This window comes from Colwellia sp. 6_MG-2023 (assembly GCF_030547765.1).
In the GTDB taxonomy this organism is placed as follows: domain Bacteria; phylum Pseudomonadota; class Gammaproteobacteria; order Enterobacterales; family Alteromonadaceae; genus Colwellia.
Window position 1 is genome coordinate 31,299 of sequence record NZ_JAUOPP010000027.1, and the last position, 14,526, is coordinate 45,824.

Sequence of the window (14,526 nt, forward strand, 5' to 3'; positions counted from 1 at the left end):
AAATTATAAGAGTAAGTACTTATACCGAATTACACAGAAGTAAACGACCAAGCGGCGTATAATTACGATTAAATGCTATAAGATTTAAGTTACTCAAATAGCATTAAGCTATTAAAGTAGCAATATGGCCACTTTCAAATGACTCTACGCCTATTAACTAAAGCATATTACTTTTAACTGGCTACTTCTTTCTACAATAGACTTTAAATAATATCAGTAATAACAGTTGAAAACATATATTCACTAACAGTATTTAGTAACAAAAACAACACTTGCATAAATGCGCATATGTGATTATATTGTAGTTCAATTTACACAATTACTTGAGATAATGTTTTGAATACTGAAAAATTAATGATTGCGCTAAATGAGTTTACTCATGTTGGAGGCGCTTTAGTCCTTATTATTGCTGTTGTTTCTATTCTTACCGGATTTATGCGTGAATACATTCCGCAAGATAAGCTACAGAAAAAATTAACTAAACATGAAAAATGGGGATCATTACTTGGCGCAAGCTTTGGTATGTTAACCCCTTTCTGCAGTGCAGCTGTGGTACCCGTTACAATGGGCATGGCATCCATGGGCGCTTCACTAGGTACAGTATTAAGCTTTTTAATTTCAGCCCCTTTATGTAACTTCATCGTATTAGCAATGATCTATGCAACCTTTGGCTTAAAAATCACAGTTATTTATTTAGTCATCACATTTACTGCAGCTGTTTTAGGTGGATGGTTGATTTCTAAATCGCCTTGGCGAAATGAGATCAAACGCGGTGAAGAATTAGAAGGCCCTACATCACAGCCTAGTTGTGGTGGAGCAGTTCAAACATCGAGTGCATGTGCTGCAACTAGCCCTACTTCAACTAGTTGTGCTACTCAATCAAAAACACAGCCATCGATTAATTCAATAAATATGAATTGTGATTCATCTGCAACTCTGGTTATGGAGTCAGTTGAACCATCAAAAATCCACAAAGCATTGCGATTCGCATTAGCCTTATTCAAAAAGATCGTGCCTTATGTATTATTAGGTGCACTAATTAGTGGTTTGTCTGCTGCGTATTTACCAGCAGAATTAGTGGAAAAATATGTTGGCGGAGGTGATTTACAATCAATTATAATCGCTGCTGTTATTGGTGTGCCACTTTACTTACGTATTGAGATGGCAATCCCCTTATTAAGTGTTCTTATTCTTAAGGGAATGGCCTTAGGTCCAGCTTTAGCATTGATTATTGGTGGTACAGGTGCCAGTCTGCCTGAAATCGCGCTTGTGTCTGCTGTGCTAAAAAGAAAAGCCGTAATAGCATTTGTTTTTATTGTACTTACTGCTGCTATTCTTGGTGGCGTGATCTTTCAATACCTAGTGTAAACAAGTCAGTAAATAAATTTCGATGTAGCCTTTCTGTTGGAGTTGGTATAATGGCTTTATATTATTTTAACGCAATCAGAAAGGTTATTAACTGATGGATGAGAAGTATATTGATGCACTAAAAGCTTTATCAGACCCCACTCGACTACGTTTGTTTTGGCTTTTAGTACATATAGATCAGAGGATTAATGTTGCTGAAGCTATGGATGTTATTGGTGACACGCAATATAACGTTTCTCGCAATCTAAAAATGCTGCACAAAGCTGGTTTAATCACCCCAACCAAACAAGGTAAGTGGGTTTATTATACTTTAAACGAGCAAACCGCTTTACATTGTAGAGCCTTAGTAGATTCAGTGAGATTTTTACCAGAGGAAAACTTCTCTGATGTCACTAAACGTTGTATGTTGCGTTTAGCCATGCGAGATAATGGTGAGTGTGTTGTTGGTGCCAATAGTGCACAATGGATATCAGCAAATAAGTAGATTGATTAAACCGAGTTCAGGTTGTGCCCTATAAACCTGAAATCAGTTATATCAATACTGAAACGCTTAATTATCTAGCATTATATGGGTTTTCACTCGGGGTAACTTCCATATAACGTACATAGGTATAATGGTCAGCATCAACCAAGCTAATTGTTCGGCTTCATTTAAAGGCAATAATTGTAATAAATAAACAATAACGGCTGAGCCACTCATTTGTACAAAGCCTAATAATGCTGATGCTGAACCTGCTTTTTCACCAAAAGGTGCCAGTGCTTGCCCTGCACAAGCTCCCATTAATACTGAAAAGCCAAGTGAGCTAACCATTATTGGCAGCATAAAGGCAATAGGTGTTTGAAAATCCAATAAAGCTAGCATTAACAAACCTGCAATACTTAATAACACCATACCCAAACCTATGGTTATTCTTGCGCCAAATTTAATTAAAACTCGAGGCGCGAGAAAACAAGCAACAATATTAATCACGGCATTTAAACTAAACCAAAAGACAAAGCTTTGCTGATCTAAACCTAACCTTACAATCAACCACGCCGGCGAACTACTGACATAAGCAATAATAATCGCCATTGATAACATCACCACCAAAGCATTAAACAAAAATACAGGGTGTTTCAACACGGGTATAAAATGCGTCAGATTAAAAAGATGTTTATGTTTTGCGGTCTGCTCTGGTCTGGTTTCTTTAAGCGTAAAATACAAAATAACACCAGCAAAGATAGCGTAGCCTGTCATAAATTCAAAATTACTACGCCAGCCAAAAGACTCTGTCAGGAAATTTCCTAATAATGGTGCCAGTGCCGGAATACAACAAATTGCACTATTTAAATAAGAATACATAACACCACTTTCTATTGCATTGTATTTGTCACGTACACTAGCAAAAGCTGAGACAACTATCGCACATGCACCAACACCTTGTAATAAACGTCCAATAAGAAAAAAGGTTAAGCTATCGGCATAAGCAGAAATAAGTGACGCCAAACCATAAATAAGTATGCCGCCCATAGCAACGGGACGACGACCATAGCGATCTGCTAGGGGACCACTTATTAACTGGCCAAAACCCAGACTTAAAATGAATATTGTTACGCTCCACTGAATTTGTGTCATTGGCACAACAAACTCTTTAGCCATAATAGGTAAAGCAGGTAAAAAGATATCGATAGCTAACGGGCTAAAAATAACCATTAAGATCAATAAAGGTAGTAGTTGTTTATTTGTCATATAAGTCTCAGTAATGATGACTGCGTAGTATAAGATATTGACGTTCGGAGCAGAAGGTAATTATGATAAATTTCATTAAGCAAGTGATAACATTAAAATAACTCGGCTAAGAGCCGAAACAATATCCCGTTTCTTTAACATAACTCACAGAGATTAATGTTTTAGCATCTAATCAACGACAACCTGATAAATAGTTGTATTTATTTGCAGTTACTGTAGCTTATTTTGCTATCTTGATTATACTATTGAGATGTTCTTAAGGTATTAAAAATTCAGTTTAATATACTTAAAAAATCTATTTCAGGAAAATATATGGCTGATTTTTATACTCGTACTACTGTACAATTTCGTCTTATGATGGGCTTTGGCATCGTCCTTTTCATGATGATTATTATTACTATCGTCGGTATTAGCAGTGTTAATACTATTGATGAATCGATGACCTTAATAACCGATAAGAATTCAATGAAACAACGTTACGCCATTAATTTTCGGGGTAGTGTTCATGATAGATCTATTGCAATTCGTGATGTCGTTTTAATTAACAATGACAATGACCTGCAAAATACCTTAGGTAATATAAAACGTTTAGAAACTTTTTATAATGACTCAAAAATTCCCCTTGATAACATGATGATAAATAACTCAATGCCTGAAGAAGCAATCATCCTAGACAAAATTAAGCGTATAGAAAAAAACACCATGCCGTTAGTGCGTGATGTTATTGCAGCGATAGAGGCCGGTAATCAAAAAGAAGCTGAATTCATCTTACTTGAGTCAGTAAGACCTGCTTTTACTCAATGGTTAGATGCTATTAATCAATTTATTGATTATCAAGAAGTAGAGAATCAAGAGGCAACAACACTTGTTAAAGAAACAGCTGAAAATTTTGCTGGGCTTATGTTGGCATTAACAGGAATAGCTTTTATTATTAGCGGAATAATTGTCTACCGTATAACAAAAGCTTTAAAAGTTTCACTCGATGGTGAGCCTAGAGATGTTGCAAAATTACTGTATAAAGTTGCTGAAGGTGACTTAACCCAAGAGATTAGAGCAAAGCATGAGAATAGTGTTTTATATTCGTTGCAAAAAACACAAAATCAATTAAGAACAATAATGTGCAATATTGCTAATGCTGCTACGGATATGAATGTACAAACTGATATAGTTTCGTTAGGCTCTTCTGAAATATTGTCTTTAGTGCAACAGCAACGAGAATATACAACAGCAGCCACTGATAATCTGAACGATATGAGAGAGAAAACATATGCTGTCTCTGAGTTACTTGTACAAACAGAAAAAAATTCTACAGAAACCTTAGATTCATGTACTGCAGGGAGTGAATCAGTTAATGCCACGGCAACAGAAATTAAAATGGTATTAGAAACGGTTAGTGTTGCCCTTGATAAGTTACAAAAATTAGAACAACGAACCAAAGATATCAGCGGTATTATTGCTGTTATTAGCGGTATTTCTGATCAAACAAACTTATTAGCATTAAATGCTGCCATTGAAGCAGCAAGAGCTGGAGAATCAGGCCGAGGATTTGCCGTAGTTGCCGATGAAGTAAGAACATTAGCACAAAGTACTGGCTCAGCCACCGCAGAAATTGAATCAATGTTAACTGAAATAACACAAGAAACTGCAGATTCGGTTGTTGCGATGCAATCAACGCTACCTAAAATTGAAAGAGGCCTTGCCCTAGGCGTTAGTTCCGTTGAGCTTCTAAAAGAAATAGAAAATAAAGCAAATGATTCGTTATTGAATGTGAAAAAAGTGGTCAGTGGCTCCAACGAGCAAATTATTGTTATCGACGATTTATATGAAGGTATGAAAAGTGTTACCGATATGGCTGATACATCAAGTAGTTCATTAGAGAAAAACAACAATGTTGCTCATTCTTTAAACGACTTAGCATGCCAATTAAAAACTCAGATTGCTTACTTTAAAATTTAACAGAAAATAAAGTATCCACTTCATCGATAAGGCATCGTATTTCTACTTTGTCTCCACTTGAATTGCTAATAGATTGATCTATATGAAGGCTAAAAATATACTACTGTATTTTTAGCCTGATAAAACTGAAATTATTATATTTTTTATAATATAATGTAAATCCAACAACTATGTTGTGATGTTTAATAAAATAAAAAATAGGTACATAACGCGTCTATTTATATTAGACCTTTACCAACTGACCCTAACATTCAACTAGCTTATTTTTTATGAAATTATTTATTTTTCTATTCCTTTTCCCCCTCCTTAGTTTTGCTGAAACCTTATCAGTTGCTTTATATGTAAATCATGACGATCATTTAAAATTATCACGATCATACAAGCTTAATTGGCTACTGCTAAAATTAGCGGCTGAAAGTGAAGGCATTACGTTAGATGCAAAAGAAGATTTATGGTTAAGAGGGTTGAATTTTATTAAAGAAAAAAAACTGGATGCATTAATAGGTGTGTATTATTCCGCAGAACGTGAAAATTTTAGTTATTATAGTCAGCCTTTAACAATCGATAACCTTTATTTATATTCTCAAAAGCCACATAGCCTAACGCTTAAAGATATTAATAAACACCAAGACATCGTTGGGGTCACCACGAAATCATTCGCCGAGCAAATAGCTCAAGAAATTGGTTTTACGAATATTTATCATAAGAGTAGTTCTGAGAAAGTATTTGATTTATTAATTAAAGGTAAATTGCAATACGCAATATTTACAGAATCACTTGCTAATAAACACTGCAACCTGAGACAAACCCCAAAGCTTAACAACAGCTGTATTTACCCAATGCAACCCGCTTTAGTGACAAAAACAATTCATACTATTTACAATAAAACCCCGCGAGTAATCAATATTGCTAAACGCCTTGATTCAGCCATAGATAAATTCGTTGATAAAGGTAAAGTTAAAATGTTATTTTTATCATGTGGTTATAGTGAAAAAGAATATAAGTCATGGCTTAAAATTAGGGATAATTGGATCAATAAAGATAATGGATAATTGAACGTTCCTTATGCATAAGTATTGATTGTAATATTGAGGTAGTGCAATTAATTTACTGCCTCAATTAAAACATAATAAGCTTACCAGGCAGACAAAATAACAAAACGTAAACCAATGAGTTTAGTCATTCAACGCAGCTAGATATGTTTGGTTTAGTCAAATATTTCGTTAAATTGCGTAACCATACCTATGTCGCTAGACGCATTCAGACTATACAACGTTCCTTTTAAGCATTGGTTAACATCAATAATTGAAAGCAGGATAACATAGTGTGTTAGTGCTGTGATTAAGTACTAGTTAAACACAGAAGCAGTTTCCTTTAATACCTGAGATTGTACTGTTATATCTTCTGCAGAAGCTAATACTTCGCCTGAAATCTCAGTCGCTAACTCTACAGAGCTATTTAAAATACATTGCATTTCAGCTATTTCATTTGTAACAGCACTTTGCTGAGTTGCAGAAGCGGCAATGGATGATAACTGAATATTAACACTACCTATATCGTTATTTACCAGTTCAAATTGAGAAACAGTTTTTGTAGTTGCTGATTCAACATCGAGAATAGCAGTTGAAACATTATTAATATTTTCAACCATGGTTAAGGTATTATTTGCTAACCCATCAAGCACATCTTTTATATCAACAACATTCGATTGAGTTCGTTGTGCTAGTTGCCTAACCTCATCAGCAACAACACTAAATCCTCGTCCCGAATCTCCAGCCCTTGCTGCTTCAATAGCGGCATTTAAGGCTAATAGATTTGTTTGCTCTGCAATACTGTTAATTTGATCGACTACGGTTTTAATCCTAGCTGCACTTTCTGATAACTCATCCATAGAAACAACAGAGGCTTCCACACTCACCTTTGTTTTATTAATATTACTAGATAAGTTATTCATTGTTTCAACAACTGACGTTGATAAGTTTGTTGCTGCTGAACTAGCGGTAGCAGCCTCTTCTGTGCGTGCCGATACATCAGCAATTGATGCTGTAAGCTCTTCTACTGCCGCAGCGATAGAAATAACCCGTTCCATTACATCTTTATTTGCATCTTGATGATTGGTCGAGCGTTTAAGTATATGACTCGCTGTGTCATAAGTTAGAGATGCATTTTCTTTAACTTTACAAATCAGCTGATCTATTTTGTTAGCCATATCATCAACTGAACACAATAGTATGTCTGTTTCTTTTTTCGAGTCTTTATTATATTCCAAATTCAAGTTGCTGACTTGACCAGCACCAAGCCGATCTAAAGCATGAAAAGTTTGTTTGAAGTCTTTAAATATTATTTTGGTCACTATTTTAAGTGAAAAAGCGATAAGCACCATGGCAACTAACGCCACTAAACCTGTTTCTTTACCTAATGAAGTTGCCATTATTGTCATTTGTTTTTCAGGAACAATAATCAACAAAGCCCAGTTATAACCATTTATATGCTGGTAATAAATGTTGTTCCCATTAATGTTAAAATCACTTGATTTTCCCATATTAATTTCTGTTTGTATTTGGGCAAAATCATTAGGCTCTGGCTGAGAGCTGATCAAGATTTTTTTCGAATCAATAAGGTGCATATCTCCAATACTATTCACCGAGTATGCAGTAATAGCTTTATTAATAGATTCTAATGTTTTAGTTACTTTAAGCCCTGCAAACACAATAACATTCACATCACTCGAATCTATCTTTAAGGGGATATAGGCGGTGACATAATTTGAACCGAATAAACTAGCCATACCATAATAATCATTCCCTGAAATCAATTGGCTATAACCAGGGTGTTTATTTTTCCCCAACTTTGTACCAAAGGCTCTTTCGCCATTAGCTTTCAATAAAGACGTTGAAATACGAATAAAGTCATCATCTTTAGTTTTCTGAAAAATGGTGATCGGCATTTCATATTTTTTTGTTAATTGATCAATCAGCTCAAACTTACCGGCCAATAGCTCTCCATTTAAATATAAACTTGGTAGCTCTTCACCCTTAACTGAAATGACTTCTGAAGATACCGTAAGATCCGGCTTTATTTCTACGGTTAATTGTTCCGCTAGCTGTTGAGTTGCCTTTAGATTTAACTCAAAAGCAGGTACAAGAAGATTTGCGCTACTGAGTAGTTGCGCTTTAATACTTGATTCTGTGCTGTGTTTTACTTCTCTTTCTGCTACATAATAATTAACAACTGCCACAACAACAAAAGCAATAAGAGTAAGTGATAGTACTACGCCATTTAATTGATTTTCAATTTTCCATTTACTAATCATATAACACTTCCAACCTTCGAGATAAGTTAAACACACTGTCTTATAAATATACTAATAAAAGACATAACACAATGTTTAATAAACAAAGATCTAATTATTTTTTATTGTAATCAGCTCAATATAGATTGATTAAAATAAAAAATAGCAGTGAAATATTCATCATTATTACTAAGCACTATTTTCTTGCAACTAAATGAACAGTACTGGTAGAGCGCTCTAAAAAAGCCCCTTCACAGTAAGCAAAATAATATAACCATAAACGTTTAAAGGTTTCATCATAACCATATGGTTTTAAGTCAGACCATGATGCAATAAAGTTTTTACGCCAATCATTTAATGTTTTAGCATAATCAAGCCCAATATCATTTAAGCTTTCCATGACTAATTCACTATGTTGAGATATGTGCTGACTTAATATATTGATAGAGGGTAAGAAACCGCCAGGGAAAATATATTTTTGTATAAAGTCGACATTACTTTTGTATGACTCAAAGCGTTGGTCGGCAATAGTTATCGCTTGAATAAGCAGTTTTCCACCTGGTTTTAGTCGATCATTACACTGCTTGAAAAAGCTAGGTAAAAATTCATATCCAACCGCTTCAATCATCTCAATTGAAACAACTTTATCAAATGAACCAGTTAAATCACGATAGTCTTTTTTTAATAAGGTAATTTGCTCTGCTAATCCTAGCTCTTTAATACGCGCTTCAGCATATGCATATTGTGCATCAGATATCGTTGTCGTAGTTACTTTACAACCATAATGCTGTGCTGCATAAATAGCTAAACCGCCCCAACCTGTGCCTATTTCTAATAAGTGGTCGGTTTTTTCTAGCGAAAGACGATCACAAATAGTTTGTAATTTATAAGACTGTGCTTCTTCTAAAGAACTGTTTTCTGTTGGATAGATAGCTGAAGAATACATCATTTTAGGATCTAAAAATCGTGTATATAACTCATTACCTAAATCGTAATGCGCTAAAATATTACGCTTCGATCCTGATTGTGTATTACGGTTTTGCCAATGAAAAAAAGCATTTTTTAGTTTATTCGACCAAGACTTTTTTGCTTCTAATGAATCGGTTAACTGCTGTGCTTTAGCAAAAATACGGATAACATTGGTTAGGTTAGGACTGCTCCATTTACCATCGATAAAGGATTCTGCAACCCCAATACTACCGCCTTTAACAAAATCTTGATAAACACTCATATCATGAATATGAATTTTACCATGTATATCTGGGTTACTTGCCGTTTCAGGGAAAAGATGATGCTTTGATCCTTCAACTATTTCTAATTGTCCGTAGGTAAGCTTATCAAGAATAGAATAAACAATTGAGCGACAGCGCTGATCTAACCAAGTAGCTTCTTTCAATACGCTAACACCTTCAACTTGTTCCATTTCATACTCCTAATATTTTACAGTTTTATAACTATTTTTTTTGATAACCAATAAACGGTATACGTTTAACAAATAACTTTAGTGCTTGCCAATAAATGCCTGAGACAACCTTGATAGTCATCATTGGTAGCTGACACCACACACGTAATAAGTTACGTTGACTAAGCGATTGTTTTTCCAAGTTTAAATTTACATCAAACAACTTATCTACTTTGCCATTAAGTTTATTTGTACGTTTATTCTCAATGTTTATTACGAGTTTATTACTCTCTTTATTAGGCGCTCTAACCTGCCAATAATAAGACATATCTAAATCCATAAACGGTGATACTTGAAAAACCTTCTCATTCACCTGTTTAGCTTTATCAAGCAAATCTACTAAATAATAATGCCTTTCATTCCAAGGTGTATTACTCACTTCAGCAAGCATTTGTGTACATCTATCATCTTTGTCATAACAAAAATAAAAATTGGCCGGACTAAAATAGAGTCCAAAGCAACGTACTTGCACCAACATAACGATTCGGTTGATATCTGAATGGCCATTTAACTGCATGACTTTATTGGTTATACGTTGCTTTAATCCATATGGTTCACTTCTGAGATAATCTTTTTCAACAAATCGTAGTGGATGGAACCATGAAAAACCAAATAAACCCACCCCTTCTTTAGCATTTTCAACTTCTGAAACGTCCAGTGCTAACATATACAAAGTATAGTTAAAACTATGCTTTTTGGGGCTTAATCGTCGATGAACAATATTGCCTAAATAAATTTTGCTTTCGCTGAATTTTATGGTCATTTTTTCTCTTTAAAAACTGAAACTTTAACCTTAACCACTATTGTTCTAATGAACAGCCAAATCGTTTGGCGACTTCAATAGCACTTCTTACACCATCTTCATGAAAGCCGCTATGCCAATATGCGCCAGCAAAATGGGTCTGATTAATACCGCATATTTTATCTCTTTGCTGTTGAGCTTGAATAGATTCGCTTGAGAAAATAGGATGATGATAAGTAAATTCTCTCAAAATTAAGTTAGGGTCGATATCTTCTTTTTGATTAAGCGTGACACAGAAAGTATTCTCACTTTCAATACCTTGTAAGATGTTCATATTATAAGTAACACTTGCGGCTTTACTGCGATCTTGACTTAATTGGTAATTCCAACTGGCCCAAGCTTTTTCACGTTTGGGTAATAACGTTTTATCTGTATGAAGAATAACGGAGTTTTCACTGTAAGGCATTGCCGATAAAATCGCTGTTTCGTCTTCTGTGGCATCATTTAATAATGCTAAGGCTTCGTCTGAATGACAAGCGACGACCACATCATCAAAACTTTCGCTCGGGTTTTGGTTAAAATGCAAATGTACTTTGTTATCACTGCGAGAAATACCACTTATATCAGCATTTAACTTAATGTTATTTTCAAATGGCTGACATAGCGGTTTTAAATAACTACGAGAGCCTTTTGGGATAACATACCATTGCGGTCTATCCGCAATATTTAATAAACCATGATTATGGAAAAATTGTACAAAGAACCTGAATTCAAAATCTTCCATTTGTGATAAAGAGCTAGACCAAATAGCAGCGCCCATCGGCAAAATATAATGTTCAGCAAAAAAATCACTAAAATTGTTCTCTGTTAAAAATTGACCTAACGTCATACCGTCTTGGTAGCTTTGCGAGTCAAATATTGCTTTACATTGTTTATTAAAACGCAGTATTTCTGTTACTAAGCCCCAGAATTTAGGTCTAAATAAATTGCGTCGTTGCGCAAATAAGGTATTTAAATTGTGCCCATTATATTCCATGCCTGTTTGGCAGTTATGCACTGAGAAGCTCATTTGTGTTGCTTGTTTTCCGATACCTATTTCTGATAATAAAGCTAAAAAATTAGGATAGGTTTTATCATTGAAGACAATAAAACCTGTATCTATGGCAAACGATTGACCATTTTTTTCTATATCAACTGTCGCCGTGTGTCCGCCGATCCTGTCATTTTTTTCAAATACGGTAACATGATTTTTTTTCGACAAAAGATAAGCAGCCGTTAAGCCTGAAATACCTGAACCTATGATTGCAATATGCTTCATGCGTTATGCTTCCTTGAAATAATTCTTTGCCATACAGATGACGGGAGAAAAGATAATAGTTTTAATAACAATGTTAATCGTTTTGGAAAATGCAGATAATTTTTGCGCTTATCAACACCAACAATAATCCTTGCAGCTGCTTCGTCACTCGTAATAAGAAACGGCATTTCAAAATCATTTTTATCCGTTAACGCGGTTTTTACAAAACCAGGGTGTACTAGGGTGACACTAATATTCTGCTCAGCTAGGTCTAACCGCAAACTATCAGCTAAATAATCCATACCTGCTTTTGATGCGCCATAAGCTTCACTTCTTGGAAAAGGTAATATCGTTGCACTCGAGCTAATAAAAACAACCTGCCCGCCATCATTAATTTTGGGTAAGGTAAATTGCAGTAGCCAACCAAGTGATGATAGGTTTGTTGAAATAATGTCCGCAAAAAGTTGACCATCAAAATGCTTGGCATCATCAATATAACGGCAATCACCCGCATTTAAAATCACCCGATCTACTTGGGGAACATCATCAAGTTGCTGTGCAATGCGTTGAGCATCATTAAGATCAAACAAATAAGTTTTATAGGCTTTAGCCGATAAAAGAGATAATTTTTTTTCATCTCGACCACAGGCAATTACTTGATGCCCAAGCGCTACATATTTCTCAAATAAAGCTAAGCCAATGCCCGACGTTGCACCCGTGATTAAAATAGTTTTAATAGACATTAGTTAGCTGCCTTAGTTTTAATCCACTTGGTTAATTTACCGAAAAAAGGTAGCTGTTCGTACAACATAGCACCTAAATCAAGGTAATCTCTATGATAAAAAACTTTATCGTCTTTGCCCTTAATATGCGATGTACCAAAGACAGTAACAACCTGACCTTTGTTCAATTTATGATGTTGATATGACATTTTCCAATAAATAGCCGCTTCATCACCTTCAGCAATAACATTGTCGATAACAAAAACACACGATGATAAATTTTGATAAAGGCTGTCAAAATATTTATAAAGTTCATCAAATCCTTCAACTTGATGCATTGGATCAATGAAGGTGACATGTTGATGGTAGATAGTCGACAACAACTCGAGGTTATCGGTCGAAAGACGTTGGTAAGTGCTAACAAAGTTACTCAACCATAAAGGCTTATTAGCTGTTATATTATTCGACACATTATTTTGCATTTTTATACCATCATGTTTTATTTCAGTAATAAAAAATAAGAAAAAGTACGCCAATCACTACAGCCGTATAACATAGTAAAGGTCTACGCTACACTTTATAAAAAGCTAACGCCTTCAGTCTTGCTTCTTTATGCTCCACCACAGGCTTTACATAGATAGCCAATTTATGATTTTTAATATACTGCTCTGGAAAATGAATATGTTTATCAGGGATACTTTTTAGCTCTGGTAAATACTTACGTATGAAATCGCCGTTAGGATCAAAACGTTCACTTTGTCTTATCGGATTAAAAATTCTAAAATAAGGTTGTGAATCGCACCCTGTGCTTGCAGCCCATTGCCAACCACCATTGTTCGACGCTAAATCACCATCAATTAAGTGCTGCATAAAATATTTTTCACCTAAACGCCAATCAATCAATAAATGTTTAGTTAAAAAACTCGCAACAACCATTCTTAAACGGTTATGCATCCAACCGGTTTGATTAAGCTGACGCATTGCTGCATCAACCAATGGGTAACCAGTTTTTCCTTCACACCACGCCTTAAATAACACATCATTATTGTGCCATCGAACGTTTTGATATTTTTCTTTGAAACAAAGGTGTTTACATAACTTTTGCTCATGAAACATTAGGTGGCGATAAAACTCACGCCAAATAATTTCATTTAACCAAGAAAATTCTTCGCTATCAGATGCTAGTAATAAATCTGGAAACTTATTTAATAATGAAATTAAAACGTACCTAGGGCTAATGACGCCTGCAGCCAAATAAGGTGAAATACCTGAAGTACCTTTAATCGAAGGAATATCTCTGTGTTGCGCGTAACTTGTAACTTTATGTTGAAAAAATGTCGGTAATGCAGTGCGTTCATATTCTTTAGCTAACGGCCAGGCACTCGACAAACTGCCTTCCTGGGTAACTGTTGCAGTACTTTCATCCGACAGTGATGTGCTAGTGACTTTGCCTAGGTATTCAAAACCCGCTTGCTGAACGTATTTCAACCAAGCTTTTTTAAACGGTGTAAACACCTTAAACATGTCACCTGATTGATTTAAGACTTTGCCCTTAGGCACAATCACATCAGCTTCATAAAGCGTCAATGGAATACCTTGCGCTATACACGTAAGATCCCGTTGTCGTTCATTAAATTCAAGCTCACTATTGGCAAAAATGTTAGCTATATTATTACGGGTACAGTAGTTTTTTAAATAAGTAATTTGCGCTGAAAAATCAGGTACTGACACTAATTCAAGTTCAATAGCTAAATCTGCAAGCTCTTCAACAAGTGCCTGAGCATGCCGCTTTATAAAATCGATTTTGATAGGCGACCAGTCGTGAGCTAACCATTGTTTTTCAGATATAAAAAAAATCGCCTTACGTGGCATTTTTGACTGAGATTGAGTCAAAAAGTAATGTAAGGCGGGATTATCATGTGTTCTTAAATCATTACGAAACCAAAGTATCAAAGGAG

At 35.0% G+C, this 14,526-nt stretch carries 12 protein-coding genes; 4 read left to right on the forward strand and 8 right to left on the reverse strand.

Going from position 1 to position 14,526, the window contains the following annotated elements; genetic code table 11:
* Positions 1–336 precede the first annotated feature (336 nt).
* Complete coding sequence (locus Q4503_RS15740) at positions 337–1,368, forward strand: permease (protein ID WP_303602834.1); 1,032 nt, start codon at positions 337–339, stop codon at positions 1,366–1,368.
* 94 nt (positions 1,369–1,462) lie between these two features.
* Positions 1,463–1,852, forward strand: a complete 390-nt coding sequence (locus tag Q4503_RS15745; RefSeq protein ID WP_303602835.1) for a helix-turn-helix transcriptional regulator — start codon at positions 1,463–1,465, stop codon at positions 1,850–1,852.
* Between the two features lie 66 nt (positions 1,853–1,918).
* Here Q4503_RS15745 and Q4503_RS15750 read toward each other — a convergent pair whose 3' ends face one another.
* Entirely contained in the window at positions 1,919–3,097 is a 1,179-nt protein-coding gene (locus tag Q4503_RS15750; RefSeq protein WP_303602836.1) for a multidrug effflux MFS transporter, read from the reverse strand.
* A 312-nt stretch (positions 3,098–3,409) separates the two neighbouring features.
* On the opposite strand from Q4503_RS15750, the gene Q4503_RS15755 reads away from it, so the two are divergent.
* Both Q4503_RS15755 and Q4503_RS15760 read left to right on the forward strand, forming a co-directional pair.
* The gene (locus Q4503_RS15755) at positions 3,410–5,053 is read left to right on the forward strand and encodes a methyl-accepting chemotaxis protein (RefSeq protein ID WP_303602837.1); all 1,644 of its coding nucleotides are present in this window, start codon (positions 3,410–3,412) and stop codon (positions 5,051–5,053) included.
* 269 nt (positions 5,054–5,322) lie between these two features.
* Positions 5,323–6,105 (forward strand): transporter substrate-binding domain-containing protein, encoded by a 783-nt coding sequence (locus tag Q4503_RS15760; protein ID WP_215973919.1) that lies wholly within the window; start codon positions 5,323–5,325, stop codon positions 6,103–6,105.
* Positions 6,106–6,401: 296 nt separating this feature from the next.
* Here the strand turns inward: Q4503_RS15760 and Q4503_RS15765 are convergent, their stop codons facing one another.
* The 7 genes from Q4503_RS15765 to phrB all read right to left on the reverse strand — a co-directional run bounded on the left by Q4503_RS15765 (position 6,402) and on the right by phrB (position 14,521).
* On the reverse strand, positions 6,402–8,366 hold the full coding sequence (locus tag Q4503_RS15765; RefSeq protein ID WP_303602838.1) for a methyl-accepting chemotaxis protein: 1,965 nt from the start codon (positions 8,364–8,366) through the stop codon (positions 6,402–6,404).
* A gap of 175 nt (positions 8,367–8,541) precedes the next feature.
* A complete protein-coding gene (locus Q4503_RS15770) occupies positions 8,542–9,768 on the reverse strand; it encodes a cyclopropane-fatty-acyl-phospholipid synthase family protein (protein WP_215973921.1) in 1,227 nt (408 codons plus the stop codon).
* Positions 9,769–9,799: 31 nt separating this feature from the next.
* Positions 9,800–10,570 (reverse strand): DUF1365 domain-containing protein, encoded by a 771-nt coding sequence (locus Q4503_RS15775; protein WP_215973922.1) that lies wholly within the window; start codon positions 10,568–10,570, stop codon positions 9,800–9,802.
* Between the two features lie 37 nt (positions 10,571–10,607).
* Entirely contained in the window at positions 10,608–11,867 is a 1,260-nt protein-coding gene (locus Q4503_RS15780; RefSeq protein WP_215973923.1) for an NAD(P)/FAD-dependent oxidoreductase, read from the reverse strand.
* Complete coding sequence (locus Q4503_RS15785) at positions 11,864–12,589, reverse strand: SDR family NAD(P)-dependent oxidoreductase (RefSeq protein WP_215973924.1); 726 nt, start codon at positions 12,587–12,589, stop codon at positions 11,864–11,866. Before Q4503_RS15785 ends, Q4503_RS15780 begins: the two co-directional genes overlap by 4 nt.
* Positions 12,589–13,050: a nuclear transport factor 2 family protein gene (locus Q4503_RS15790; RefSeq protein WP_215973925.1), complete on the reverse strand. Its 462-nt coding sequence runs from the start codon at positions 13,048–13,050 to the stop codon at positions 12,589–12,591. Before Q4503_RS15790 ends, Q4503_RS15785 begins: the two co-directional genes overlap by 1 nt.
* An 88-nt stretch (positions 13,051–13,138) precedes the next feature.
* Positions 13,139–14,521, reverse strand: coding sequence for a deoxyribodipyrimidine photo-lyase (phrB, locus tag Q4503_RS15795; protein WP_215973926.1), 1,383 nt, complete (start codon positions 14,519–14,521; stop codon positions 13,139–13,141).
* Positions 14,522–14,526 lie beyond the last annotated feature (5 nt).

Excerpts from the sequence above, each read along its gene's own strand:
- Q4503_RS15750 (WP_303602836.1), bottom strand. The coding sequence starts at position 3,097 with ATGACAAATAAACAACTACTACCTTTATTGATCTTAATGGTTATTTTT.
- Q4503_RS15760 (WP_215973919.1), top strand. The coding sequence starts at position 5,323 with ATGAAATTATTTATTTTTCTATTCCTTTTCCCCCTCCTTAGTTTTGCT.
- Q4503_RS15765 (WP_303602838.1), bottom strand. The coding sequence starts at position 8,366 with ATGATTAGTAAATGGAAAATTGAAAATCAATTAAATGGCGTAGTACTA.
- Q4503_RS15745 (WP_303602835.1), top strand. The coding sequence starts at position 1,463 with ATGGATGAGAAGTATATTGATGCACTAAAAGCTTTATCAGACCCCACT.
- Q4503_RS15755 (WP_303602837.1), top strand. The coding sequence starts at position 3,410 with ATGGCTGATTTTTATACTCGTACTACTGTACAATTTCGTCTTATGATG.
- Q4503_RS15780 (WP_215973923.1), bottom strand. The coding sequence starts at position 11,867 with ATGAAGCATATTGCAATCATAGGTTCAGGTATTTCAGGCTTAACGGCT.
- Q4503_RS15790 (WP_215973925.1), bottom strand. The coding sequence starts at position 13,050 with ATGCAAAATAATGTGTCGAATAATATAACAGCTAATAAGCCTTTATGG.
- Q4503_RS15770 (WP_215973921.1), bottom strand. The coding sequence starts at position 9,768 with ATGGAACAAGTTGAAGGTGTTAGCGTATTGAAAGAAGCTACTTGGTTA.
- Q4503_RS15775 (WP_215973922.1), bottom strand. The coding sequence starts at position 10,570 with ATGACCATAAAATTCAGCGAAAGCAAAATTTATTTAGGCAATATTGTT.
- Q4503_RS15785 (WP_215973924.1), bottom strand. The coding sequence starts at position 12,589 with ATGTCTATTAAAACTATTTTAATCACGGGTGCAACGTCGGGCATTGGC.